The 25,140-nt window shown below is 58.8% G+C and carries 21 protein-coding genes and 3 pseudogenes; 10 read left to right on the forward strand and 14 right to left on the reverse strand.

Going from position 1 to position 25,140, the window contains the following annotated elements; genetic code table 11:
* Positions 1-273: 273 nt before the first annotated feature.
* Complete coding sequence (locus C450_RS20330; protein WP_005047098.1) at positions 274-711, forward strand: hypothetical protein; 438 nt, start codon at positions 274-276, stop codon at positions 709-711.
* An 11-nt stretch (positions 712-722) separates the two neighbouring features.
* Here C450_RS20330 and C450_RS20335 read toward each other — a convergent pair whose 3' ends face one another.
* The 8 genes from C450_RS20335 to C450_RS20375 all read right to left on the reverse strand — a co-directional run bounded on the left by C450_RS20335 (position 723) and on the right by C450_RS20375 (position 13,441).
* Positions 723-4,781: a hypothetical protein gene (locus C450_RS20335; protein ID WP_005047100.1), complete on the reverse strand. Its 4,059-nt coding sequence runs from the start codon at positions 4,779-4,781 to the stop codon at positions 723-725.
* Between the two features lie 307 nt (positions 4,782-5,088).
* A complete protein-coding gene (locus tag C450_RS20345) occupies positions 5,089-5,556 on the reverse strand; it encodes a hypothetical protein (protein WP_152424567.1) in 468 nt (155 codons plus the stop codon).
* The gene (locus C450_RS20350; RefSeq protein WP_005047106.1) at positions 5,543-6,055 is read right to left on the reverse strand and encodes a hypothetical protein; all 513 of its coding nucleotides are present in this window, start codon (positions 6,053-6,055) and stop codon (positions 5,543-5,545) included. Before C450_RS20350 ends, C450_RS20345 begins: the two co-directional genes overlap by 14 nt.
* Complete coding sequence (locus tag C450_RS20355; protein ID WP_152424568.1) at positions 6,055-6,339, reverse strand: hypothetical protein; 285 nt, start codon at positions 6,337-6,339, stop codon at positions 6,055-6,057. Before C450_RS20355 ends, C450_RS20350 begins: the two co-directional genes overlap by 1 nt.
* 1 nt (position 6,340) lies before the next feature.
* A complete protein-coding gene (locus C450_RS20360) occupies positions 6,341-9,715 on the reverse strand; it encodes a helix-hairpin-helix domain-containing protein (protein ID WP_005047109.1) in 3,375 nt (1,124 codons plus the stop codon).
* Positions 9,712-11,151: a hypothetical protein gene (locus tag C450_RS20365; RefSeq protein ID WP_005047110.1), complete on the reverse strand. Its 1,440-nt coding sequence runs from the start codon at positions 11,149-11,151 to the stop codon at positions 9,712-9,714. The genes C450_RS20360 and C450_RS20365 overlap by 4 nt, the downstream gene beginning before the upstream one ends.
* A 5-nt stretch (positions 11,152-11,156) precedes the next feature.
* Positions 11,157-12,068, reverse strand: coding sequence for a hypothetical protein (locus C450_RS21940; protein ID WP_152424569.1), 912 nt, complete (start codon positions 12,066-12,068; stop codon positions 11,157-11,159).
* A gap of 950 nt (positions 12,069-13,018) precedes the next feature.
* Positions 13,019-13,441 carry a hypothetical protein gene (locus tag C450_RS20375; RefSeq protein WP_005047113.1) on the reverse strand — a complete coding sequence of 141 codons (423 nt, stop codon included), beginning with the start codon at positions 13,439-13,441 and terminating at the stop codon, positions 13,019-13,021.
* A 207-nt stretch (positions 13,442-13,648) separates the two neighbouring features.
* Here C450_RS20375 and C450_RS21235 point away from each other — a divergent pair, with 207 nt between their 5' ends.
* Genes C450_RS21235 through C450_RS20395 form a run of 4 tightly spaced genes read left to right on the forward strand, consistent with a single transcriptional unit; the run spans position 13,649 to position 18,424 of the window.
* Complete coding sequence (locus C450_RS21235; protein WP_080510360.1) at positions 13,649-14,197, forward strand: helix-turn-helix domain-containing protein; 549 nt, start codon at positions 13,649-13,651, stop codon at positions 14,195-14,197.
* Positions 14,198-14,209: 12 nt separating this feature from the next.
* Positions 14,210-14,524 carry a hypothetical protein gene (locus C450_RS20385; protein ID WP_152424570.1) on the forward strand — a complete coding sequence of 105 codons (315 nt, stop codon included), beginning with the start codon at positions 14,210-14,212 and terminating at the stop codon, positions 14,522-14,524.
* Positions 14,525-14,535: 11 nt separating this feature from the next.
* Positions 14,536-16,674 carry a metal-dependent hydrolase gene (locus tag C450_RS20390; RefSeq protein ID WP_080510361.1) on the forward strand — a complete coding sequence of 713 codons (2,139 nt, stop codon included), beginning with the start codon at positions 14,536-14,538 and terminating at the stop codon, positions 16,672-16,674.
* A 4-nt stretch (positions 16,675-16,678) separates the two neighbouring features.
* Positions 16,679-18,424 (forward strand): hypothetical protein, encoded by a 1,746-nt coding sequence (locus tag C450_RS20395; RefSeq protein ID WP_241430446.1) that lies wholly within the window; start codon positions 16,679-16,681, stop codon positions 18,422-18,424.
* Here C450_RS20395 and C450_RS20400 read toward each other — a convergent pair.
* From C450_RS20400 to C450_RS20420, 5 genes are all read right to left on the reverse strand, one after another.
* Complete coding sequence (locus tag C450_RS20400; RefSeq protein ID WP_005047123.1) at positions 18,421-19,047, reverse strand: DUF3267 domain-containing protein; 627 nt, start codon at positions 19,045-19,047, stop codon at positions 18,421-18,423. The genes C450_RS20395 and C450_RS20400 overlap by 4 nt on opposite strands.
* A 57-nt stretch (positions 19,048-19,104) precedes the next feature.
* Entirely contained in the window at positions 19,105-19,872 is a 768-nt protein-coding gene (nucS, locus tag C450_RS20405) for an endonuclease NucS (RefSeq protein WP_005047130.1), read from the reverse strand.
* Between the two features lie 24 nt (positions 19,873-19,896).
* Positions 19,897-20,079 carry a hypothetical protein gene (locus tag C450_RS22255; protein ID WP_049910580.1) on the reverse strand — a complete coding sequence of 61 codons (183 nt, stop codon included), beginning with the start codon at positions 20,077-20,079 and terminating at the stop codon, positions 19,897-19,899.
* A complete protein-coding gene (locus tag C450_RS23320) occupies positions 20,076-20,201 on the reverse strand; it encodes a hypothetical protein (protein ID WP_275039296.1) in 126 nt (41 codons plus the stop codon). The genes C450_RS22255 and C450_RS23320 overlap by 4 nt, the downstream gene beginning before the upstream one ends.
* A gap of 206 nt (positions 20,202-20,407) precedes the next feature.
* A complete protein-coding gene (locus C450_RS20420) occupies positions 20,408-20,821 on the reverse strand; it encodes a MarR family transcriptional regulator (protein ID WP_005047135.1) in 414 nt (137 codons plus the stop codon).
* Positions 20,822-21,716: 895 nt separating this feature from the next.
* On the opposite strand from C450_RS20420, the gene C450_RS20425 reads away from it, so the two are divergent.
* Entirely contained in the window at positions 21,717-22,643 is a 927-nt protein-coding gene (locus tag C450_RS20425) for a hypothetical protein (RefSeq protein WP_005047138.1), read from the forward strand.
* Positions 22,644-22,874, forward strand: a pseudogene (locus C450_RS20430) (RPA family protein); the annotation flags it as partial.
* Here C450_RS20430 and C450_RS20435 read toward each other — a convergent pair.
* A pseudogene (locus tag C450_RS20435) lies at positions 22,852-23,758 on the reverse strand (IS1/IS1595 family N-terminal zinc-binding domain-containing protein). The pseudogenes C450_RS20430 and C450_RS20435 overlap by 23 nt on opposite strands.
* A gap of 71 nt (positions 23,759-23,829) precedes the next feature.
* On the opposite strand from C450_RS20435, the gene C450_RS20440 reads away from it, so the two are divergent.
* The 3 genes and pseudogenes from C450_RS20440 to C450_RS20450 all read left to right on the forward strand — a co-directional run.
* Positions 23,830-24,315: a hypothetical protein gene (locus C450_RS20440; protein ID WP_005047142.1), complete on the forward strand. Its 486-nt coding sequence runs from the start codon at positions 23,830-23,832 to the stop codon at positions 24,313-24,315.
* Between the two features lie 23 nt (positions 24,316-24,338).
* Positions 24,339-24,497 carry a hypothetical protein gene (locus C450_RS22215; RefSeq protein WP_005047144.1) on the forward strand — a complete coding sequence of 53 codons (159 nt, stop codon included), beginning with the start codon at positions 24,339-24,341 and terminating at the stop codon, positions 24,495-24,497.
* A gap of 339 nt (positions 24,498-24,836) precedes the next feature.
* Positions 24,837-25,140, forward strand: a pseudogene (locus C450_RS20450) (hypothetical protein); the annotation flags it as partial.

Below are 25,140 nucleotides of genomic sequence, written 5' to 3' on the forward strand. Positions count from 1 at the left end.
GTCCTCGGACACCCATGCTCAGTTCGTAGTGCGCGGCTCGCAGTTCGCAGTTCTCAGTCGCCAGTTTCCAGTCCGTAGTTCGGCGTACTCACACACGGGGTCCTCCGTTCTCCGCACTCCGTAACCCCACAAATCGTCTCACCACCGGGGGGTGGGGGTCCCCATGACGTTCCCTCGGGCCGGTCAGCTAAGTGCTTATAAGCGGGAGAGAATAAGAGTTCTAAGAGAATTAAGAGGAAAAGAATTAAGAGGTTCTAAGAGGATTACGGAGGTATGGGAAACGGCGCTCAGACAGACGCAGAAACTCTCGATGAACTCGTGGGACAGACGCGCGGCCCCCGCGCATCAATCATTGATGGCCTCCGTTTTTACGGCAATGAAACTAATGTGAAAAAACTCCGGGAATATGGCGATTTTCAGTCGGCCGCCTACCACCTTGACATACTTAAGGAACAAGGACTTATCAAAAAATCTGGAGAAGAATTTGTGGGTCGTGGAGGGTCGTCAACAGTATATCGTTTGACTAATCTTGGGCAGGAAGTCGCGGATGAACTTACTGATCCATCGGACCAGTCGGCAACGTTTTCGGAGATGGTAGGGCGGGTTGAACAGTTGGAAGACGAAATCGAGAACTTTCGGGAAGCCCACAATGAGATGGCTGACTTCGTTGAAAAGTTGGATGACGAGATAGAAGACCTCAAGCAGCAGTAGCGTCCCAGGATTCAGAGTCGGCTAACACGTTCTCCAGAATCACCGTCCTCAGAGGCGGGTTCAGAGTTGGTCTCAGCCTCGGCTTCCTCGACCTCTTCGGCGTCTTCGTCTGGGGCGCTCCCGCCGTCCGTCGCACGGGCGGCGGACTGGTCGCTCCCGTCGCTCGCATCCGGCGTGGTCGCGGTGTTTGAGTCCGGGGTGGCGGTCTGTTCTCTGCTTTTCTCGTTGCTCTCAACGTCGTCCGGCATGATAATCATGTCCGAGAGTGGTGTGTTTTCGGCGTCCTCCCGGTAGAGTTCGAGGTCGGCTGGCGAGAGCAGTTCTTTCTCCACCTCACCGTCCTCAGTCTCCGTTCTCGGCGGCCTTGGTACGGTGATGATGTCCCATTCCGCAGCGCTCGGGTCGCCACCGTCGAACTCGTATTCGGGGATGATTGGCGGCTTCACACCCCGATCGCCGTCGTCGGGATACGCGCTCGCATCGGTGTAGATGTCCGCCGCCGTATCGAAGCGTGCGTGGACGGTTCCGGCGTTGTCACGCAGGATGTACTGGCCGGTCTGCTCGTCGTACACCCACACGTTATCCTTCGCACCGGGGCGGGTGATCTCCTCGTCGTCGATCTTGAAGTAGTCCGGCGTGAGCGTGTAGAATCGTTTCTCACCGTCTTCGGAGTGCCCGTCCGTACAGCATGGCTCCTCGCCCGCAACCACATCGTGTAGATGCGCGGCGTCCTCGGGCCGACAGAGGAACAGACACCGATGGTTCTGGTTGTGGGCTTGGACGAGATTTGAGACCGTCTGCGACGGCTGTGAGTTGCCTGTCGAATGCTCAGATTCGATAAACGCATCACGGGTGCCTGCGAGCCGGTCGAGAATCGCGTGCTCTTCGCGGTAGGTAGTCACGCGCTCGGTGATCTGGTCGTGGGCGTCGGCGTCGAGATCGTCGAGGTAGAGTGCATCATCGAGCGTGGCGAGCGCGTCAGGCAGTGAGTCGCCGTCTTGATCGAGGATGTCGAACACGAAGCCCAGCTGCGTGAACGGGACATACGCCTCAACCATCGGGTCTTGGTGGTGTTTCCCACCAGCGGTAGTGCTATCGCCGACGTTCATGAAGCTCGTGTCGAGTGCTTTCACCTCGGTATGAGCTTCTTCGCCATCTTCGGATACCTGATCGCGGACGGCGATACATTCGTCGGCGACGTTCTGGTAGACCTTTCGCCACGCTTGTTGGGGCGTCTTGATGCTCTCGCCACCCGGTAGATACTGTCGGAGGCGGGAGATAGCATCTTCCACCGTCACAAACGCTGGCTCGTCATCCTGCCGGATTGACTCGTCGAAGGTAGCTTTGAGCGCACGCTGCCACACACGGCGGTCGTCCATGTCGAGTTCGTCGGGCAACGCGGGGCCGCTGATCTCGCCTGTGGTGCCAGTGTTGTGGAACGGCGACTCTTCTTTGAGTTCTTCCGCCGACTTGGGCACATCGCCGTAGCGCTCGACTGACCGGCGCTTCATCCCCTCAACATCAACCGCTCTCTCATCGTCAGCAACGATCTCCTGACGTGCGTCTCGCGCTGGCTGAAAGCCGTCAACTTTGTACGAATACGTCTTGTCCTCGTTGTTCGCTGTCCGCCAATATGTTCGCAGCCAGTGCTTATGACGGCCGACATCGGTCAGCGGGTCGGCGCTGTCGAACGAGTGATGGGATCTGATATACTGAGCGTCTTTCTCACCAGTACCATAGGAAACGGCGGTATCGACCTGATTCTGGAGCGCGTTTTTCAGTTCGTCATACAACTGGTTCGACGGGGCCTGGCACGCCAAGATCATGCGGAAGCCATACCCGCCGGAGATTGACAAGAGTTCGTGGACGTTTGTCAGCGGGGAAATCCCTTTATCGAACTCGTCCCACAGCAGATAGAAGCGTGGCGAATCGGGAAGCGTCCTCTTCGCCGTCGCAAACCGCCGCATCAACGGTGTGAGCATGAACCGGGTTTCGTTCTTTGAGAGATGCGGGTCAAGACGGAGTACGCATACCTTCCCCTCTCGGACGAACTCTTGAATGCTCGCTGTTGGATCACGGGCACACAGGAACTCGCGGAGGCCGGCGTGTTGGGTAAGGAGGTCAGTGCGGCCGGCCAAGGGTTCGAGGTCAGCGTCTTCCTTCTCAGCAATGCGTTGGGCGGCTTGACGGACGAATGCAATGCGTTCCTCATCCATCCATTGGCTGAACTGCTCTAGCCCTTCCGACGACGACACAGCGGCCGCGATATCCAACGGGGTGCAGGTCTCGCTCCGCTGTTTCGACAGGCCCGTGATGACCGTTCGGGTGATGCGGTCCATGAGAGCACCCCAATAACTCGTGTCCCCGCCGCCTGCCTCGGCGAATGAAGCAGCCCAATCCTCAGCAAGCGTCTGAATCGCCGACTCATACTCATTCGTTCCTGGTTCGGCATCGGTCGGGATCTCCAACAGGTTGAATCGCACCCGCTTCTCGAACTCGTCGCCCGTGTCGATGAATACGAAGTCCTCTTCGGGGCGGCCCTCGGGCCATTCCTCGATAAACCGATCTTCGTCCGACACTTCATCATCCTCGTCTTCTTTGGCCGTCGCAACGACGAGCGCACCATAGTCGCGGTCGAACACCTGCGACCCGACATTTGTCAACGTCGTTGTCTTCCCCTTCCGTGTCCCGCCGGTAAGCATCATGTGGGCGTCCAGATAATCCTCATAGACACCGACTTCCGTTCCATGCTTGCTGCCGAAACCAAGCCAGAACGGATCGCCCGGCCCGGAATTATCGAGCATTGCGACCTGCTTTTCCGCACGAGATGCTTCGCTCGACAACCCGACATCCTCGAAATCAAAGCGTGGGGTGCGTGGTGGGACGCCTTTGCCGGCCGACGAAAGCGAGTAATCGAACTCTGAGAGCGTCACATTGGCCGGCACCTGACAGACGCCGGCCAGCGTATCCGTCGAAAACACCATCCTTTGATCGGTGTACTCACGGCCTGCCGCCCGCTGGACCATTCGGTAGAGTTGCTTGCTCGACAGTGACGACGGCTCGAACCCCTGTTCGAACTCCGGCGCGTCGAACTCGCTGTACGTGCTGGCGACGTTCGCCACTCGGCGCTTAGCAACCTCCGGGTCGTCCGACACGGCGATGATGCGGATGCAGAAGTGATGGCCTCGCATTCCTTTCTGCGTGTCGAGCAGCTGCTCCTGTGGCGACCGATTCGCCCGCGGCTCCTCAGTGTTGCTACCGGTAAACCGATTCCCGTCCTCACGTTCGCGCTCACGCCGTTGGCGGCGGCGGTCGCGGCGGCGCTGTTTGTCGGTCATCCCGGCCTGCTGGAAGGGTTCGGCGATTTCTCTACCAATTTGTTCCCAATCCATCGAACTGTCGCCACTGTTGCCCTTGCCGGTCACGGAATCCGCTGTCTTGTCGATGCCGTACCACCAATTCAGGCGGTCCCATCGTGCATCGAACACGGCGGGCTTGATGATCGTCTGCACGAGCACGTCGCACGCGGCTTCGTGCGTCGACCCGACCATCTCACGGCCAATCGACTTGAATGGTGAGATGTCGAAGTAGTCACTATCATACCGGAAGTTCTTCACTGGACGCAGCCGGTCAACGTCGCTGGATTGGCGCAGTGAGAGCGTCGTGCCAGCCACATACCGACCAGTACGAGCATCGAGAAACGCTGAGTCGACCTCCTGCATATCGGATTCGTCATAGTAGCTCTCGAACTGTCGTTCTAAGAACTCAAAGCGCTCGCTCGACCGTGAGCCGACCCGCGGCTGCAACAACTCAGTATCATCGGAGTAGTGCAATTCAAACGCAAACGGAGCCGACCCATTCCGCAGGTCGAGCATCCCCGTCGTCGGGTCATGAAGCGAATTGAGGAGCTTTGCGCTACGAACCAACCCATCATCAGTGCCAGTATATGGACGGACTGTCTGGAGGCGTGCATCGCGTGAGCGCTCGTAGAGGTCTTCGGCGAGCATGTCGTCCACTTCGATGGTGGCGGGGCCGGAGTCGCCGAACGGGAGAATTGAGGACAGCCCCATCAGTTCTCACCTCCCTCGGCGGTGGGTGATCCCCGGACACTCACATGAGAGACGGTCCAGTAGGAGAATGCCACGAGAAGCACACCGCCGAGTATGGCAGTCCCCGCCTGCCGGAGTGGTGTCGCCGTGAGAGTCGCCATGATTGGGGCGGGGACCAGTGCTGGTCCAACAACCATGAGAGCGATACCGAGAAGCACGCGATCGAACGATTCGGGAGTGTGGGGATTCATTCGTTGTTACCTCGATCGAAAATCAGCGGACGATTTGCTATCGATCGTGAACTCGTGAGTGTCGTCGATTTCGTTGCTCATGGTTCTGGTTCTGGTTGCTGTTGGAGGTCGGTCGGCTCACTCTCGGCACTGCTCTCGTCGGTTTTCACTTCGTCTGGCGACGGGTTCTCTCCGTTCTCGGTGGTTTCGACGGCCCTGTTCTCGCTCTCGCCGAAGACATCGAGTGTTCGCCGTGTGGTGCTGAATGTGGTAGCCTCGGCAACACCCTCTCGGTAGGCTCGTTTCCCGACGAAGATCACGTCCCGATGGGAGAGTCCGTACACCCGGAGCACCGCGTAGGGCACAGCGATCGGGATCACGACCGTGACACCCACGGTGACGCCGAGTTGGAGCTGCCACGGCACCGAGAGTATCGCAGCCACGCCGGCCACCCCGTAAATTACGATAGCAACAGCAGCGCCGATAGCCAGCATCCCGGCTTGTCGGCCTCGTCGCCGAAGCGCCCGCCGTGTCTCGGAGTTCAACACAGAGTCAGTCTCGGCCATGTGGCGAGTCCCCTGATGGAGTGTTCGATTGCCCGGCAAGCGCCTCGTACTCGGTCCGAAACGCATCGAGCATCGCGGTTTCGAGGTCGGTGATCTCGTCACCGTATTCAAGCAGGGCATAGCCGCCGATCCGGCCGCCGCGTGGCGAGACGACCCCTGCAAACGTACCGTTGCAGAACACCGCCCACTGGCCCGGTTGAACAGTAATCGTGTTCCAACCGGGATAGGTGGTTTCGACCGTCCTCGAAGCATCGAGATCGGCGGCAACGAACCCCCACGTGTCGTCCGTCTCGAAGCGATATTCCCACGCACCGTCGTCGTTCAGGTGCTCGGATGCGGCCGGCTGCTCAGTCGCCTCATACGACACACCGATGGCCTCGCCGATCTGTTCGGCCAGAAGCGCGATTTCGGGGATCGCCGTTTCAGTCCCTTCGATGGTCGCGGTGTTCTCGCTTTTCCTTGGGCGGCTGGTCGTGGGTTCGGTCTCGGAATCCGCCATTAGATGCTCGCCTCCCGGTGATACTGCCACGTGGTGAACTTCGTCGTGAGCTTCGAGACGACGAACAACCCAGCGAACAGTGCCGTAAGCACACCGCACAACGCTGCCAACGAGATACCAAGACGATGCACGACTACCGGATGGGAACCGTACAACGTCCCATAGATCGTCACGAATGCGTAGCTGAGAATCGCCCATTTCAGCGCTCGACTACCCAACCGACGGAACACCCACTGGTGGCGTTGCTGCCGGTCGATTCGTCGCTCGTAGGATGCGCTGGACATCTCAATCATCACCTCCTGCCGTGCCGGCCACCGCACCCTCCGCCTGCTCGTCGACGAGACTGCTCGCGCTCTCGACGATTGTCGCGGCACGGGCACCGCCGATCCCCTTGACATCGGTCAGGGTGCTCTCGTTGGCGGTTGCCACGTCCTCGACTGTCTCGAAGCCCGCTTCACGGAGCATGTCGGCACGGTCGTCACCGATCTCCTGAATGTCCGTGAGCGCCGGCTGGCCGGACTCGTCGGCGGATACTTGCCCGGCTGTATCGGCACTCTCATCAGCGTCAGGACTATCCGAAGACTGCGCTTCCTCGGGCTGCTGTCCGTCGATCTCGGCGTTTTCGCGCTTGTCCGTTGCTTCTGGCGATTCAACGATCGATTTGGATCGACCAAGCGGTTCGGCCGCCTGTCGGCGGAGGAACGCGGCTTTGGTCACGTCAAGGCCCTCGACCTCTGCGAGCGCTGCGTTGTCGGCCTCGAAGAAATCCTCGACGCTCCCGTAGCCTGCTGCTCGAAGGTTGCCCGCCATTCGGACGGTAATGGTACCGTGAATGTCGGTCAATTCCGGGTCCTCGACCGCTTCGCTCTTGTCCTGGTCGTTGCGACCGACTGCTTCACTCACCGAGTCTTTCAGTCGGCTGGCGAACCCAGCCGATTCTTCGTCGGCCGGCCCATCACTCCCGATCTCGCTCTCGGCTGTGGCCGATTCATCACCGTCTGCTTCGTCGGCGGGCGTTTCACCCCGAGCCTGTTCGGGGCTGTCCGTGGCCGCGTCGGCGTCCGTGTTTGCCTCGGTCGGGGTCACGTCCACATCCGCTACATCGGTCGTGACCGTCGTCCCATCTGCGAGCTCGGTTCCGGTGTGGGACTGGTCGGTTCGTGACCCGTGTCCGGCGTCGTCCTGCCCGAGCCATGTCCACTCGGTCACGTCTTTGTCGTCTCGGTCCGTATAGTTGTGGAGATATGCGAGTGGGTCCGTCCCGTCCTCGGCCTCGGTCGGATCGTACTGGTTCACCGCAAATTCACGCGGCGTCAATTTGTCCGTGTAATCCACCGCAAGCCGGTAGCTCCCACCTTTCTGCAACGTCAGCAGCGCTTGGGCGGTCGGTTCACCCGTGGCCGCGTCCTCGACATGGCGCTGTTCTGCATCCGTCAAGTCAAATTCATCCGCCCACTCGTCATTCATCTCTTCGAGGTAGTGCCAGATTTTCACCGACATGAGATTCGTCAGCGTGCTCGCGTCGTCGGTCAACTGTCGCTCGCCCTCGTCGTTCTTCGTGAAGAACTCCTCGACCGACTGAGTGGCCGTTATCATCGAGAGATCGGAGTGCCGTGAGTGCCGATACGCCTGTTTCAGCGTTTCCAACGACGAACTGTTATGGAGCATATAGTGAAATTCATCCATCGCCAATGCCATCGGCTCGTCAATCTCCTTGGCTTGCTCCAGAACCGACGTGAGTAGTGGCCCCATCATCAACCCGGCCGTCACCTCGTTCTCGTAATTTTGGAGGTCCAGATACAGCACGTCGATGTTGTTGATGTCGATGCTGGTCTCTTCCGAGAGATGTTCGAACTCCCCACCCTCCTGAAGCGCCCCCGTGTGTTGATGGAGAATTTTGTCCGCTCTCTGTTCCATCCCGTCTACCGAGGTGTCCACGTCTTCGGCTCCGCTGAGGACGAATTCTTCAGGGTCATTTAACATCTCCAGAAGAATCGGGAACACGTCCTCTTTGAGGGTCGGACTGTCCCGATGGTGTGTGCTCGGGTCCTTGGTGATTTCACGGCGGCTGTAAGCTTCCTTGATTGCGTCCCGCCACGTATCCTGTACGTCCTCGAAGGGGAGGCTCTGGTACTCGTAGAAGCTCCGCACGAAGTCCATTGCCCGACGAATCGCATTCCGATACGGTCCTTCATCGCCGTCTTCATCCAAATCCTCCGGGGGAGTTTCCTCGATTTGGAGTGGGTTGATGCCGGTATTCGATCCGATTTTCACCGTCTGGCCGTCGAACAGCCACGTAAACCCGGCAAATTCCTGTTTCGGGTCGATGATGACCAGCGGCATCTCAGGATTTTTCATCTTCAGCCGCAGGAGCAGCCGCGTCAACGTCGTCGTCTTTCCACTCCCGATCGTGCCCCAGACCCCGACATTGAATCCCGTCTCACGGTTCTGGAGATCGAGGATGATCGGGTCGCCCGTATCCTCGTTCGTCCCGAGTTCGATACCGCCGGGTTCGATGAGATTGCTGGCCGTCCACGGCATGAGGCGGGCAAGCCCGTCGCCGGTCATTTTCGTCTGCCCGCCGAGGTAGTTCTTGCACGCGGGCGCAACCGTCTGATAGCCTTCCTTCGGGTGGTATTTCAGTTCCTTCGCAGCTGCCGACACGTCCTGCATCCGCGCCTGAATCCGCTCGATTGCCGTATCGAGTCTGTCGCGGTCGGGCGCGCGGACCTCGATGTAGGTGTGCGCTGTGTATAGCGAGTATTCGGATGCAGAGATCGTGTTCTGCGTGCGCTTCACATCAGCATATTCCTCGACCGCAGTATCCACGAAGTAATCAGGGATCCACTTGTTGCGTGCCAGACTCTTCACCCGCTGTTTGAGCGAGTCAGCCGAGTCGGCAAGCTCTTGGTTGGCGTTCCGCTTGTTCTCGCCCGAGAAGTGCGTCGTGAGCGTGACATCGACCTTCGGCATCTGGAACGAAACGATGTCATCAAAAAACCCGCGGCACGGTTTTGCGGGCCAATCGCGCACTTCCAGCGTCTTCGTGAAGTAGTCGCCGTCGATCTCGGCACACTCGTCGTGGAGTTTGAACGAGTCCGGGGCGAGCGCTGTCTTGTACCGCCACGCGAGTTCTTCGTCGTCAGCCGCGAGACCTACGAGTGCGTCTTCATTCAAGTCGGCCACTGAGTCGCTTTCTGTGGGCATTGTTCCACCGTCGGTCATCACGGTCCTGTTGTGGGCGAGATCAGCCGAGGTGCTGGTGTCTCCGAGATCCTGATGGCTCTCGTAAATCCGACGGACGGCCCCGACGACGCCACCGCTATCGTCAGCGATGACGAGAATCGGAACCCACCCACCCCCATCACTGAGCGGGTAGCCGTGGAGGTCGCCATAACGTGCAGCCTCATCGAGTTCGGCCAGCGCGACATCATACTCACAGGCGAACGAGCCGAACGCTTCGGCCTCGGCCTCGCGTAAGTGAACAGTGCGACCTTCCAATGGATGAGACACTGACTCGCCGACAGTCCGAACGAACATGCTGCGGAGACGGTCGAACTCCGCACGTGCTAGCGGGTCGTTCTCAGCAACCCACTGACTGAGGGCGTTGACTAGCTCTTCGTCGGGGCTGTGGTCGGTGATATCGGGTTCGTTGTTCATTGGGTATCACTCTCAGATTGCTGGTCGCTCGCTGGTGCATCCGCTTCGTGCATCTCAGATGTCTCATTCATTGACACCGCTCCGCCATCCGCCGTCGCGTGAATCGATGCCCCCGATGAGGGCGTCGATACCGGTGGTGAGCCGGCACGATCGCGGTTCGCAATATGGTGATAGCCTACGTCGTGTTCGGGGTCGCCTGCCTCCTCGCGTCCCGGTACGGGTGAGCCACGAATCGCGTCGGTGAACTCGTCGTGAGCGCGGACGTTCGTTCCACGATAGTAGTCCGCAATCACCTCGCTGAACTCCTCGGCAGGCAACGTGTTCGGGGTGAGACCGTCGATCCGATTCAGTTGCGTTTCGAGCTGGTCAGTCCGGCGTTCGAGTTTCCGAATGAGGGTGGCAGCGTGAGTGTCGGACCCATCGTGCTTCCAGAGCCGGTATTTCTTCACGAACCACCCGAAGCCCGTGATGCTACCGAGACCCCCCGTCTCGGACGATTGGTCGATGACCGCCTCACCCGGAACGATACTCACGATCAAATAGTGCTCTTGAATCCGGTTTGTCTTCTCGTTGAGATTGATGCCCGCCGCCCGCTCATCAGCAATATCAGCCAAAATCTGCTTCCGAACTGCCTTGGTCATCGCCTCCTCACCGCTCCCGCTCATCAACCGATCTGCTTCTGCCTGATACGCTTGCGCGCTGTCTTTCCACTGCGACCGCCGATGTGCGTAATCTGCCGTCCGCGTCGGCGAAACCCACTGAGCCCGATAGTCCACCGTCCCTTCAAACGCATTGGCGACCGCGCGCTCGGCCTTTCTCCGCGCTCCGTCGGATTCCAATCGGAGCGGGATCGCCTCGATCTCCATGCCGGCCATGTACCCCCCATCATCCCGCTTGATCGCGGACTTCCCACGAATCGGCTTCTCGTGCTCAACGAGCGCTTGTGTCGGCGCATACCCCTCCCAATCGAACACGTCGATGTCCTCAACCAACGCGCCAAGCAGGGCCAGCCAGTCGCGCACGACCGGCAGACGAGTGAATCGAGCGAGCAGTGCGTCATTCTTGGGCTGTTCGAGTCGGCTTTCGTCGGGATTACTGTCGTGGATCATCTCTCGTTGGTGTAGGTGTTTTGAAAGAACCGCCGAAAGGTAGCTACGTGGCTCCAAATCGTCAGGGGCGGCAAACGTGGCGAGCAACATGAGACCGGCGAGCGCGAAGCTCCCAGCGATGCCGTAGAGTTGGTCCGATCCAGAAAGATGATCGATCGATACTCGGAAACCCAGCATCGCCGGCAGCAACATGAGAATCAACCATTTCTTATCAATCCCCCAGAGTGTCGGGTCCTCAGTATAGCCAGCGAGAATCTTCTGTTCAGTGCCGGCGTCGGCAACTCGCTCGTGAATGCTGTTGATGAGGTCGCGTGGGTTTTGTTTCATGAATGTTAGTCAGCGAGTTTCGACTGCATCGTGGTTCGGTGCGGCCCGGAGCCATCCTGCTGCTCCTCCGAGAGATACGCCTCGTACTTCGCGTCGGCACTGTTCGGGTCACTGTGCTGGTTTTTGTCCAACTCCCGGACCTTCGCTGCGGTCGTCTCGGGGTTGCTCCCCGCGATTTTCTCGATGTCCGGTGAGGAATCCAGCGACCCCGATTCCGAAAGTCCCGACCGACTCTCACTGCTGGCTTCGATCGCTGCTTCAGCACGGTCGCCTGGACTCGTATTCCCGGTTGCGGTGGTATCGGCGGACGAACTGCCGCTGTCGTCAGCATCGTCACCGCCGATACCAAGCCGGCTCGCCGCGGCCGCTCCTGCCGATTTCGCTGCCCACGCCGCCGTTCCCGGTATCTGGATGAAGAAATACGTCTGAATGATCGGAACGATCACCGCAAGCCCGAACAACGCCAGCAACACGATCATCCCGCCAATCCCATTGGTCGGGTTAATATCGACAATGAGAGCGGCCTTGAGGAAGACTGCCATCGGAATGACCATCGTGAGGACGTTGACGTACTGCCAGAGACCCATGCTCGCGAACTGCTTGGCACGCTGCCACGGCGCGAGATACAAGATGAGTACCAGCACCGGGAACACGTAGGGGAAGAAGTACACGAGGGCAAGGTGCCGCACCGCAAGTTCGACACCCATTCCAAGCACCGACGAAAGGATTCCCCCCGACCCGACGAAGGACGCAGCAGCCGCTCCCACCGCGAGCTTGTCAATACTGGTCACTAATGATTTAAATTCTGCCGATGAGGGACGAAGCCACATCGTGATGTCGTTCACCACGCCGTGCATGAGCGTGATCGTCCCCCATGAAAACGCATACAAGAACAGAAACGTCACGAATTTCGTCATGAGATCAATGACACGGAACCGAGACATGAACGGGTTCACGGTCAACGAGAGACCGAGCACAACCACACCGATGCCGAGTATATAATTCAAGAGCGGATAGAGTCTGTCCATAAGAAGCTGTTCGTGTAACTGACGGTACGACTTATCCGATGAGATACCGAGAACCCGCCGCCAGCTATCGTCAGCTTGTCCCGACACTGTTGCGTTCGTCGCATTCGTCCCGTTCGTGCCGTTCGTCGTATTTGTCCCGTTGATCGGCTCTCCGAAAATCCCGTTCCAGCCATCGTTTTCGGGGACTGGTGTCGAAAAGGAGAGATTATAGACGGTTCCGAGGCTGTCCGCAGCGCCAGTTTTGAATGAGTCCCCCAACCGCTTCAGTTGCCTATCCGTGAGACTGTCAATCTTCGATAGCAAGGGACCATCGGTCGGATCACCATCGGTTGTGACTTCACTCGAAGCGTTTGAAGCGCTCAGTTGGTTTTCGATGATGTTCTTTGGTTTGGTGAACTCATTCGGTCCCATCGCCCCCCCGGAATTGAGGATGCTCTGGATGTTCCCAATCTTCCGGTTTTGTTCGAGTTGTGAGAGATCCCCGCTATTCAGCTCTTGGAGGTCTGAGCGAATCTCTTGTTTCTTGCTGTCTGAGAGATTCGCATACCCGAGATTCTGCCGTTTGAACTCCTGAATCGTCGCATTCACCGGGTCATCAGTCGAATTGCTGGTCGCGTTCGCACCGGCTGCCGACGTGTTCCCTGCGGTTGTGTTCCCGGCAGATCCGTTCGCTTGTGCGGCGACAATACCACTTCCCCCGATCATTCCGACGACGCCACTCATCACCAGCACGCCGACGAGCGCGAGAGCAACGACACGACGAACAGAAAGGCTACCGTCTTGCTCGGAACCGACTGTATCGGACATGAGTGTGGACAGTAAGAGTATCGGTCGGGCGATTACCCGCTGCCTCCACTGCCAGTGTCGCCAGCGCTACACGCGTCCGGGTTGATCGGGCTGTTCTGCCCAGCCAAATCAACCAGTGCCGGCCCCAAGACCAAGAAGACGGTACCAACGAGCACACCGCCGATCAGCGCGTTGCCGATACTGTTTGTCCCTCGGCCTGGGATCATTTTCATGATTCCAGCAGCGATCACCATCGAGAGAATGATCAGCCCGGCACTCCGCTGTATCAAATCGTGGATCGAGCCCAAAAACGACAATGGGCCGCCCTCACACCCTACCTGAGCGGCTGCCGGTCCGCCCATCATCGAAAGCAGAGTGAGCGACAGCAGCGACAGGCGTCTCTTGCGCGTGCTCGTCGCGCGCTTGCCAAGTCCTTCTAGGAAGGTGTAGGAGAGACCTGCGAGCGCTGCGGGCACCGGAGCCTCCCGATAGGCTAATTGAGTGAACGATGCGACACGGTTTTGGACCGACGTAAGTCGTGAATTCGACATGGGTGGTCTCTTTTTCGGGCACTCTCTCGTCTCGTGGTGCCGATACCGCCCCTCTCTCGTAATGCAGGATATGACCTGTGGAGGTGTGTATTTTAAATTACATTGGGAATATAACCCTTGGCGGGGCAGGTAATGACATTTGTGCAATTGAAATTAAAATACACAACGCACAGTTCACATCCTGCATCAGCAGAGAGACGACATATGTGCGAGACCGGAACTGATACCGAATCAGCATCCCTGGCAGACCTCGACCCCGACTTGACCCGTCTGTTTAGAAACCCCAACCGGACTTCACAAGAACTCGTTCGGACGATTTTTGGCCTCAAGCAAGGCGAGATACGCGCGTATTTCGCGCTCACTGCACAGCCTCATAGCTCTGCTAACCATCTTGCCGACGCGCTTGATCAGCACCGACGCTACGCCGCTCGATCGCTTCGCGGACTCCACGATGTTGATCTTGCTGAACGCGAGCAAGAAGTCCTCGATACTGGCGGGCAAGGCTACGTCTATGACCCTGTTCCCGTCGAACAGGTTCAACAGTATCTTCAAAACCAACTGAACGAGTGGGTTGAACACCTCCGCGCTGAAATCGAAACCCTCGACAGCGAAATCGAAGCCGAACTCGCGTGCGATGGCGGCTCAGACGAGTGTTCCTGTGCTTACGAAACCGAAGGCTGATCTATGTTTGAAATGCAACGACGCGCACGAGAGGATAGCGTCGAACTGTCGCGCGAAGACGTGGCGGAGTGGTATGCCGGCTTGCGAGACGCGGAACTCGTCCACTTCCGCGGATGGGACATCGAGAGCAAACCACAGTTTGCCCTCTCACCGACGGGGAAGCAAGTGTTCTGTCCGGCATGCGCTGCTCCTGCGGTGTCTGTCCGGGAATTTCTCACCGACGAATGGGTGCTGGAATGTAGCGGCTGCGAGGCGCTGTGGCCTGCCGGTGCCGACGCGGTGCGGGCGTTCGAGGCGTTTATAGAGGCTTCTGAGCAGTTTGTGTGACCTGATTTACTATGAACAGAAAAGGCCACGTCGGTATGACGCTCCTCGCGTTCGCGCCCGTCGCGCACGTGCTCGCGAGCGATGGGAAACTCCTGCTCGCCGTCCTGTGCTGGTTCGGGATTCAAGCCGTCGAACCCCTACCCGATCAAGATTTTCGCCTCCCGATGCTCACCCATCGCGGGGTGAGCCATTCACTGCTGGGCGTGTTCGTCGTTGGCGGGATTCTTGGCGGGGCTGGTTGGTTTCTCGGCGGACACGGGTTCAAGTTGCTGTATGACCTGCTCTCGACGTTCGTGGGCGTTTGGGACTGGCTTCTCGGGTTGCTGCCGGAGCTTTCAGCATCGATTCTCGCGGGCCTCGTGCCGAACATACCGCCGGACGAGATCGTTACGACGCTCCAGCAGCAGGCCGGAGGGAGTGTGGATCGATCGTCGTTCGCCATATTCGGGTTCTTCATCGGCGCATACGGCGTGCTCGCGCACCTGCTCGGCGACGTGATCACCGTTCGGGGTATTAAACCGTTTCTCCCGTTCTCGGGCTGGCGGTTCTCGGTCTCGTCTCTGCGGGCGGACAGTCCGGTTGCGAACGCCGGTCTGTTCGGAGTGGGTGTGCTCGCTATCGTCGTCGTACTGGTTGCGACCGTACCGGGGGCGATCCTCGGAGCGGGTACGCCTGCCGACCTCTCGCCTGTCGGTGTCGCTGGTGCTCAGGATTCCGGCGCGCACAACGGCTCGGTACAGATCAACGACACACGCACGAACCAGACACAAGTCGTCTTGGAGAGCGTGACGCTCCCGCAGAATGGATATATCGTCGCACAGACCGGCAACGACTCGGGAAATCAGTCGGGCACGGTTGTCGGACATACCCAATACGTCCGTAACGGAACCTTCGAGAACGTCATTCTTGAGCTGAATGAGACAGCTGATGCGTCGTCGAAGCTCTCTGTGACGCTCTATAACGACTCTACCGGCGATGAAACGCTGAATGTCACTGGTGGAATCGCGGACACTCCATACCGGACGGCGAACGGAACGCCAGTCCGGGATAGCGTGCAACTCGGGGCAAACGGTAGCGAGAGCATCGGCCAGAACCGGAACGCTACCACCACTAACGCGACGGTCGAACTCGATAGCACGAACAACACAACTGCGACGAACGTAACCATCACCGAAGCGACCCTTCCAGATGGAGGGTTCGTTGCTCTTCACGGTGAAGGATTCAACCAAAGCGGCACGCTCAGAGGCACCGAGATTGCCGCCTCGGGCTACCTCACACCCGGCACACACCGGAACCTCACTCTCCCGGTCGAGCAAGGCGTTCCGGGCAGTTCCAACGTCTCGCGGCTGAACGATACCAGGGCGAACCTCTCGCTAGTCGCCTACCGGGATACGGACAACAACGCTCAGTTCGGTTACACCGCCTCGAAGGGTCGCAACGACACGCCCTATGAAACGTCAGACGGCGGGCCAGTGTCCGATACGGGCACGGTTGTCCTTGAGAGTAACGTCGAAAGAGTGAATCAACAATCACAGCCAGCAGCAGCGACGTTCTCGTTTGCCGATCAACAGGTGCAACAGCGCGACGGTAACGCCTCTGTCGTCGTGCGGAACGTCTCGTTGGCAGAGGGCGGATTCATCGGAATACACACGGCGGACTTCTTGCCACCGACGCGACAGCCGATCGATAGCGGTCTCGGCCACTCACAGTATCTCACGGCCGGGAATCATTCGAACATCATCGTCCGGCTCCCGCCCGGTTCGTTAGCGGGCAATCAGACGCTCGTCGCGGTGCCGTATCTCGACACGAACGGCAACCAGCGCTACGATTACACCCGTAGTGGCGGCGAGACTGACTATGCGTATATCGAGCAGCAGAACAACTCAACCGTCCTCATCAACGAGACTGCTACCGTTCGCGTACCGCGTTCACTCCGGGCGACATCGCCGGCCTCGACCTCCTCGATCACCTCGACCACAGTCTCGGAAGAGCCGACTCAAACGGCGACGACCGATGGAAACGCGACCCGCGGTGCCGAAGGAGAGCAAAAAGGCCTCCTAAGCGGGTATTCGCTCCTCCAACTCCTTGGTGGCGCTCTCGTAATTGTGCTTGCACCAACCGTCATTAGACGACTGACGCGGGGGCGCTGATTCGATGGCGACAGCGACTGACTCGCCCGACAGCGACGGCACACGGTTGGGATCGCTCACTCGTCGTCAGTTCCTTGCGGGAGCGGCTGGCGCGGCGGCGGTGACGGCAGCACCCACCGCTCTCTCCTCCCCGGCGACTGCTGTCAGCATGGGAGAGAAGTCACCAACCGCCTATGGGGAAGCTCAGATCAGCCTTGACGGGTATCAAGAGCTTGCCTATTCCGAACGAATGCAACAACAGAAGGGGAATGACTTTCAGTTCTCCAAGAAAGTCGATGCAGTCAAAGATCTCGGCTGTGATCCGAACGGTGGCACACCCGTTCAGGACACGCTGAACAGCAAGATCGAGGACGGAATGCTCGTCGTGTTTCCCGGTGGGACATACGCGGCAACCGGCGAGATCAACCCTGGCGCTGACCGATACGGTATCGTCGGGGAGGGCTATCAGAACAGCAAAAAGCCGCCGAAGCTCGGGGAGAATAGCGTCGTTTTCACGGTCGAAACCAACCAACCGATCAAGCTGTTCAATTTCGGTGCCGCAGAAGCTCTTGTCGGAAATTTCGTCATCGATCAACGAAAGCGGGCCGCCCACGGAGGGGTAACAGCGCGCTCGTCTGGGAACGTCCGTGTCCGCGACGTTCGCACCGTCGGCGCACAGACGGCGGTCGGGAATGGCGATAGCACACCGTTTTTCTTTGAGCCGTTCGCTGAAGGCAAAGACTCGCTGATCGTCTTCGAGCGATGCATCGCCCGCGGCGGCGGAATCCCCGGCACGAAAAACACCGGCGCGTCTGCGGGTATCGGTATCTTCCAGCGAAACGGCGCAGCGGGGCGTATCGTACTCAAGGACTGTGTTATCGAGAACATGGCCGACAACGGCGTGTACGGTGCCCGAACGACAGCGGAGGTCATCGTTCTTGGCGGTCTCTACCGCAACAACGACGTGTCACAGGTGCGTGTGAACGGTGACGCGCAGGTTGATGGTGTGGACATCGTTATCGACGAGGAAAACTACACCGGCCTCAAGAGCAAGTCCTACGGGCGAGAGCGTGGGCCGGGCTGGCCGGCGACGAACGGCCTCAAACTCGAAACAGATTCTGCCGGTTCGGTGACTGCTGGAACGGTAGTGAGAAAATGCGACATCCGGGCGATCTCCGTTGCGGATGAAAGCAGCATCGGCGGACTGGTCAACTTCTTCGCCTCAGCGGGGGGCGCAACGCTCGATAACTGCCGATTGACGAACAACGTCCCCGGAACGACAGGCATCATCGCCAGCAACCCGAGCAACGCACCGAGTCAAGTGGGGATCACCGTCAAGAATTCGGTGATCCAGGGCAACGGCGCGGGCCAGAACGCAGCCGTGAATATCAGTAGTCGCCCCCGCTCCCTTGTGAAAAATACCTGTCTCAGCTATCCCGGTGCGAGTCGGGATGATATTAAGGGTGCAGGTACGTCCAACGTGAGTTTCGTCGAGTGTAAGAGCGGAAGCGGTCTCAAAGCCCCGCAGCAGGTCGGGAGTGAAGGGAATCTGAGTTCGCTGCCTGCTCCGAGCGTGAGCTACAACAGGTCTGGTGCTGCTGTCGGGAGCGGTTCTGGCGGAGGGCAGGAAGGGCCGAGAAAGGGCGTGCTTCTCGGGGTTGTGAATGGGTTTTTCATATTGCTACTCCTGCTGGTCGGGACGTTCGTGCTGTTCGTCGGAGGGATTCTCGGTGCGCTTGGTGCTCTCGTTTCGGTGATCGGCGGCGACTAGCGGACGGGCGTGTAGTATTGCCGCCGCCCATCCTCATCATGATAGACGAGTTCACCGTCGGGAAGGTGCCAGAGCACCGCTGCCGACCCAAGATCACCGATCGCGCTCGCGGAATTACCGAGTGCGATAACCGCTGCTGACGCGATGAGCCAGAGGTGCTGGCCGGCGACGAGCACGACGATGCTTGCTGCTGTCAGCCCTACCAGCGGCGTGAGCGTGATGGCGAGCGATTCACCGCGTGACTGGAACTCGCCATACGTGAGGATTTCCGGCGACCAACTCAGCGGGTGGTCGTACTGAATCCGGACTTTGGTTCGTAACCCGAACCACCGTCCAGCGAGCGCGTGCAGTGCTTCATGCCCGACGAGGAGAACGCCGAAGGTTCCAACGATCCACCCGAAGTAGGTCCCCCACTCACGGGCGGTATCCGGTTGGAGGACTTCTCGAATGATGCGGCCGATTGATCCGGGGCCATGCACACCAATGACGAGTGCGGGCACGCCGACGAACACGCCGACAAGCCAGAGATACAGCACTGCCGTGATGTACCACGGTTGGTTGTACTCGAGATCATGAAATCGATAGCCCTCGGGCGGCGTTGGCGGCCACTCATCCACTGTCATTGTCCTCCAAACGAGTCGACCATGGGATTTCACCCCGCCGAGAGAAACCCCGAACGGTCATCGATCAGTCTCAAAATCGGTGAGTCGCGTCGAGTGTGCTGAATCTGCGGTTTCGGGGGAGAGTGAGACGAACTCTAAGCCTTCGGTTGTCAACAATTCCTCGGCCCGCTGGGTTACTGACGGCGCGACCAAAATGCCCCTGACGGTCCTCTCGGCCGAAAGATCGCGTTCGAGTGCGTCGACGTAGCGGTTCAACTGTCCCGCGGCGTCGGGACCCACACGCCGACGTTTGAGTTCGACGATGGTCGGGGTGTCGTCGGCGTCTTTCCCGTAAATGTCGACTGCGCCGGCAGCGGTTTCGCGCTCGGTCATCTGGGGTTGAAATCCGGCTTCGAGCACGTCGGGGTCAGCGAGGATGCGCTGGCGAAGGTCTTCTTCGCTTCCTTCAAGTGAGAGATCGGAGGCGTCGTCCAGTTCGACGAGTGAGACTTGATCGAGTGTGTCGAACGTGATCGTGACCTCCTCATGCGGTGTCGTGCGGGTGCTCTCGACGATGAGCCGATCGTCGTCGAGACAGGCGGTGTGGGTACAGCCGGGTGGTTGCCAGTTGACCGGGGTGCGCTGCTCGTCGCGATGGACTAAGAGCGTGCCGTCGGATTTCAGAATGACTAATCGGTCGCCCGGCGGAAGGTGACTCGTTGCGCGCCCCTCGTAGTCAACCTCACATCGCCCGACGAGAGTCAGCATGCCACTCTGCTTGAACCCGGTTTCAAGCAGGTCAAGCGCGTCCTCAGACTCCGGAGCGGTGAGTGTGGAAACGGTCATGGCTGAGAGTGGGTTTCGCGGGCGTCACTCGTAACAGTCGAACGCGGTCTCACGGTAGGCTTGCTCTGTGTCATCGTGCTGGGCGTGCTCAACGGCCGCACGTGCTTCATCAAGCAACGAGCGGGTACGGGAGAGGTCGCCGCCGTGGAGCGCGTCGATCGCGTGCTGGCAGGCTTCGACCGCGTGATGGTGGATGTCGTCAGTCATACGTCAGTCTGGATGTATCGTGCGGCTTCGTCTGCGATCTGATCGACCGTTTCGGTAGTGATGCGCCCGAACTCGTCACGTAGCATCTCTTCTTTGAGCGTGACTGGGTTCCACGGTGACACGAAACTTTCACGCGGCAACCCACCCTCAGCGAACGCTGGCGAAATCGGGATTGCCCTCTCTCGGTGAGTCGTAGTCACGACGATACCGACGGATTCGTTGTCGGGGAATGGATGTCCAGTCGTCGCATCTGAAACAAGAACGAACGGCCGGATTGGTGTCTCACCGAACGGGTCAGTAGCTGTGACGACCGTGCCACGCGACGGGATCATCCCTCGTCCTCAGTGTCGGTGGGACTGTCGTGATCGGTGGGCGTCCATGCATCCTGTTCGGGGTCGAAGTCGTCGGCCCAATCGGGGTTTTGGGCGTACCAGTCATCATCGTAGGTGTCGGCAACCGACTGGAGTCCAGTACTGGCTGCTGAGACTGACGCAAGCCGGTCATCGTCAGCGATGATCCAGTAGCGGTCACGGTGACGGACGAGATCATGACTTTCGAGCCGTGAGAGAACTTTCCCAAGACTCCCGCGCTGAATCCCGGTCTCGTCGGCGAGTTCTGTCTGTGTATAGGCTGTTTCGGGGTGCTCCAGAAGGAACTGGAGAACCGTTCGGGGTTGCGTACTCGGCCCGAAGGGGATACTCTGGCTCGGTTCGTGCTCGAACTCGTCCCGACTGATCGGCATCTCGTATCGACCCCTCTATGTCATAGAAAGTCACAGATAGTCATAAAACTGTTGGGCTGGACTCGTTGGGCTGGTTAGCGGCGACTGAGACTGTGTGCTGTCTTGGTATACCGATCGGATTCGGCGAGTGCTCGTGGTTCATCGCGTCTCTCGATTCCAGCGATGCACCAGCGAATCACGATCTACCCACAGATCATCGGTTAGCTCCCGCTATCTGATGAGGGGCTCTTCTTCGTCGATCGTGGCGAACGAAGGACAGAGCGCTATGAAGGCCGCTGATAGCCAACTATCCGAGATGGCCTGTCGGGGGAATCTTTACGAAGACGGGAGTGATGCATGCTACTGTGACACAAGATACGATTCAGATCGACGACGATCCGGAATCGGAGACTGAGGCATTGGGGACACTGCCGAAACCGGGGGTCTACTGTGGCACGGAGTAGTTCGACAGCGGTGCCATCACGCTGCCTGAATTGTGGGTTCGAAGCTGCTGCCGGTAGTGATGAGTGGGACTCAATTGACTCGCCACCGCTGGGAACGATGACGCAGTGTCCCGACTGCGGAAGCACGAACGTGATGAACCGGGAGTAATCGATAGCGTCGTCGGTGAAGGCCGCAGCCGCTTTGTCAGCGTTGGTGTTGCTTGCTCGTTCTCGTCCCGTCAGCATCAGCCACCATCTCGATCCTCGTCGCAGATTGAATGCCGATTCCCACCCCTGATCCTGTTCTCAGTCCCGTTTCTGCGGACTGGATGTCGTCTAAGACGACGATTCGTGGCCGGTGGAGGGTGCCAGCAGATTCACTTTCACTCCTCTACCCGGATGTTTTTGGGTGTTAGTCGCCAACCGCAGGCGTCTCCCATCGAACACACATGGAGGCAGGACGATTCCAACTCATGCCCGATCTCCGTTCACACGCCGAAGACATCCACGACCAGTTCGCCGACCAGACCGATCTCACCGTCGACGAGGTCGAAGACCGCCTCGATACGCTCGTCACCGACTATCAGGTCCCCATCGACGAAGCTCGCCGGAGCGTCACCAGCACCTACTACGACGAGGTAGAGGTCGATCAGGACTCGCTCGACGACGCCAACGAACACCGTGAGCTCGACTCGATCCAGACCGCCGAAGAGTGGATCGACATTACCGCAAAGGTAGTCGAGCTGTGGGAGCCACGTAGCGATGCGATCGGCCAGGTCGGCCTGCTGGGCGATGCCAGTGGACGGATCAAGTTCACCGCGTGGGCGAAATCCGACCTCGACACGCTCGAAGAAGGCGAAGTCTACCACCTCGAGAACGTCGTCACCGACGAATACGAGGGCCAGTTCTCGGTCAAACTCAACCGCACCACCACGATCGAGCAGGCCGACGAAGAGATCGAAGTCGGCGACAACACTACCGAGATCGAGGGGGCGCTGGTCGACATGCAGAGCGGGAGTGGGCTGATCAAGCGGTGCCCCGACGACGACTGCACGCGGGTGCTCCAGAACGGCCGGTGCTCGGAGCACGGCGAGGTCGAAGGCGAGTTCGACCTTCGTGTGAAAGGCGTGATCGACGACGGGCGCGAGGTCCACGAGACCATCTTCAATCAGGAGATGACTGAAGAGCTCGCAGGCATCTCGCTCGACGAGGCGAAAGAACGTGCGATGGACGCGCTGGATACCTCCGTGGTCGCCGACGATATCAGCGAGACGATCCTCGGGAAATACTATCATATCGAGGGGCCAACCCTCGGTCGGTATGTCCTCGCCAACGAGTTCGAACAACTGGGTGCGCGCTCGGATGCTGAAAACGTCCTGATCACAGCGAGGTCGCTGTAGATGAGTTCGAATGGGAACGGTGCTGACGATGGAGATGCGGACACGAGCTCGTCCGGGAACTCAACAGCGCAGACAGGACGAGAGGTCGCCCGACGGGTGTTCGCGCGGGAGTTCAACGACGCGACCTATATGTTCAAAGAGTCCGACGACGAACTCGCGCCGAACTACACGTTGTTGCCGACGGGCGAGCGGGCGAATCGGTTGTCGCTCATCCCGACACATCGTAACACAGCAGTTTCTCGAACCAGTCGTCTGGTGAGTTGAGTTTCAGTCCGAGGAAGCCGAGGTATTTCTGGAGGTGGTGCTTCGAGACGCCTCTGAACTTCGCCAGCCACTGGCGAAGGNGAGTTGAGTTTCAGTCCGAGGAAGCCGAGGTATTTCTGGAGGTGGTGCTTCGAGACGCCTCTGAACTTCGCCAGCCACTGGCGAAGGAAGCTATGGCGGTTCTCACACGTGTTTGTGTGGGCATCACCGATTACGTAGGTATCGGAGTGGGTGACGGCCAGATGGCCGTCCACCCCCTCCTTGTCTTCGATGTCGTCGTAGATCGTGTAGCCGTCGGTGCAGAGAATGACGCTTCCGTCGCCGTATTNGACGGACGAGTGTCAACACTGGCGGTTTGTCTGATGCGAAGGTTCCGCGTCCCTTTTTTTGAGTCCGCGCTTGCGTGGATTTCCATCCTGGTTTTCGAGTCCTTTCTCACCAGCTGTGACGTAGACCTCGTCAGCTTCGCACACGTCGTAGAGGTCGAACTCGTCGATATCACCGCTGACGTCCTGGATTTTGTGGACAAAGTTGAGGACGGATTCGTAGTCTCGATCGAGGTCCCGAGCGATCTGAGCGGTCGGCTCAGATCGCATCTCCTTGACGATGTAGAACATCTCTTCGAGTCCGAAGCGATGTTGCCAGAAAATCGTCTTCGTGAGGTCGCTGAAGTAGGTCTCGCAGTGCTTGCACCAGTACTGCTGGGCGTCCTTGCCGGTCGTTCCGCGTTTGACGACGGCGTCATCTCCGCAATGGACACACGTCACCGTCTCGCCGAAGCGGGCGAGACGGAGACGTTCAAAGCATCGCTCACGCGGTGGAAGGAAGACCTGAGCTGACTCTTCGTCCATCGTTGGCCGATGTTTGATCCGCCAGCGGAATTGGCGTTACGATCTATCGAGATGAGCGTCGGTTGTTTTTCGTGGGGACGCTCACCGAGACCGAAGATGTCGGGTCCGATTCGGAATACTGGCAGGGTCGCGTGGTCGATCCGACAGGCACGTTTTACGCGTACGCTGGTCAGTATCAACCCGAGGCGGCGAACTCACTCCGGAAGATCGAGACGCCGGCGTACGTCGCGGTGGTGGGCAAACCCCGGAGCTACGAGACCGACGAGGGCGATACCAATGTCGCAGTCCGTCCGGAATCGATCAATCTGGTCGAAGAGACGATCCGGGACCGGTGGGTGGTCGACGCTGCTGAGAAGACGATCGACCGACTCCAGAGCTTCGATGCGGAAACCAACGACTACGCCCAGCTGGCGCGCGAGGAGTATGGTGGGGCGATCAGTGCCTATCAGGAGGGAGCGATTGCGGCGCTGGAAAGTCTCGACACCGCGGACGAACCTGCCGACGAAGACACGGGAGAGAGTGAAGCGTCACTCGGAACCGAAGCGGACCAACCGTAGCGCCCTTCGGAGGGAATTCAGTAATGCCATTCACACAGCTGCGAGCGGTGTTTGCGAGCGGGGACGAAGAAGAGCCGCCTGCGTACGAGTGTCTGTCGTGTGGAGCCTGTTTCAGGGTCCAACGCCAGGTCTGTCCCGAGTGTGGTGGGTACTCGATCGAACGGACGGACTGGGATCGATAGGAGTTCATCGATGAGTGACTTCGCTCGTCTCTCGCACTACCAGACCCTGCTCGCTGCTATAGGGTTAGCACGGATTTTCAGAGTTCTCACACCACAGGTTGTCGACTTGTTGAAATCGGCGTGCGAGATACAGGGCGCGTATCTTGCANTAGGGTTAGCACGGATTTTCAGAGTTCTCACACCACAGGTTGTCGACTTGTTGAAATCGGCGTGCGAGATACAGGGCGCGTATCTTGCAAGCACAATCGAGTGATTTCTGTTAGCGACGCTCGCATAGTGATCACGTAGATGGTGGCGTGATCTATTATATCGCGCACCCTCTATCTCCTCATTACGATCATGGACGAAGAGCATTCGCTTGAAGAACCCATCCGCACGACGATCTGTGATGTCGATGTGCAGTTCCGTATGACGTCAGCGAAGGACGATCGATCCATTTCCGATATGGCCGAAGGATCAGCAGATGAGATATTCGAGGATATGTTCACTGAAATGCACGAGGGCGATGTTTTCTTCGAGATCGGTGCTTACATTGGAATCTTCAGCTGTGTGATCGGACAAAAGTCTCCCGGGATTGGCATCGCCTGTTTCGAACCTCATCCCCATACACGGGAGACCCTAAAGAAGAATCTCCAGTTGAATG

Source organism: Halococcus salifodinae DSM 8989 (assembly GCF_000336935.1).
Lineage (GTDB): Archaea > Halobacteriota > Halobacteria > Halobacteriales > Halococcaceae > Halococcus > Halococcus salifodinae.

Coding starts and splice junctions, on each gene's coding strand:
- C450_RS20390 (WP_080510361.1), top strand. CDS start 14,536: ATGAACAGAAAAGGCCACGTCGGTATGACGCTCCTCGCGTTCGCGCCC.
- C450_RS20335 (WP_005047100.1), bottom strand. CDS start 4,781: ATGGGGCTGTCCTCAATTCTCCCGTTCGGCGACTCCGGCCCCGCCACC.
- C450_RS20395 (WP_241430446.1), top strand. CDS start 16,679: ATGGCGACAGCGACTGACTCGCCCGACAGCGACGGCACACGGTTGGGA.
- C450_RS20400 (WP_005047123.1), bottom strand. CDS start 19,047: ATGACAGTGGATGAGTGGCCGCCAACGCCGCCCGAGGGCTATCGATTT.
- C450_RS20355 (WP_152424568.1), bottom strand. CDS start 6,339: ATGTCCAGCGCATCCTACGAGCGACGAATCGACCGGCAGCAACGCCAC.
- C450_RS20360 (WP_005047109.1), bottom strand. CDS start 9,715: ATGAACAACGAACCCGATATCACCGACCACAGCCCCGACGAAGAGCTA.
- C450_RS20385 (WP_152424570.1), top strand. CDS start 14,210: ATGCAACGACGCGCACGAGAGGATAGCGTCGAACTGTCGCGCGAAGAC.
- C450_RS21235 (WP_080510360.1), top strand. CDS start 13,649: ATGACATTTGTGCAATTGAAATTAAAATACACAACGCACAGTTCACAT.
- C450_RS22255 (WP_049910580.1), bottom strand. CDS start 20,079: ATGACTGACGACATCCACCATCACGCGGTCGAAGCCTGCCAGCACGCG.
- C450_RS20425 (WP_005047138.1), top strand. CDS start 21,717: ATGCCCGATCTCCGTTCACACGCCGAAGACATCCACGACCAGTTCGCC.
- C450_RS21940 (WP_152424569.1), bottom strand. CDS start 12,068: ATGACGAAATTCGTGACGTTTCTGTTCTTGTATGCGTTTTCATGGGGG.
- C450_RS20420 (WP_005047135.1), bottom strand. CDS start 20,821: ATGCCGATCAGTCGGGACGAGTTCGAGCACGAACCGAGCCAGAGTATC.
- C450_RS20365 (WP_005047110.1), bottom strand. CDS start 11,151: ATGAAACAAAACCCACGCGACCTCATCAACAGCATTCACGAGCGAGTT.
- C450_RS22215 (WP_005047144.1), top strand. CDS start 24,339: ATGCCATTCACACAGCTGCGAGCGGTGTTTGCGAGCGGGGACGAAGAA.
- nucS (WP_005047130.1), bottom strand. CDS start 19,872: ATGACCGTTTCCACACTCACCGCTCCGGAGTCTGAGGACGCGCTTGAC.
- C450_RS20345 (WP_152424567.1), bottom strand. CDS start 5,556: ATGGCCGAGACTGACTCTGTGTTGAACTCCGAGACACGGCGGGCGCTT.
- C450_RS20350 (WP_005047106.1), bottom strand. CDS start 6,055: ATGGCGGATTCCGAGACCGAACCCACGACCAGCCGCCCAAGGAAAAGC.
- C450_RS20330 (WP_005047098.1), top strand. CDS start 274: ATGGGAAACGGCGCTCAGACAGACGCAGAAACTCTCGATGAACTCGTG.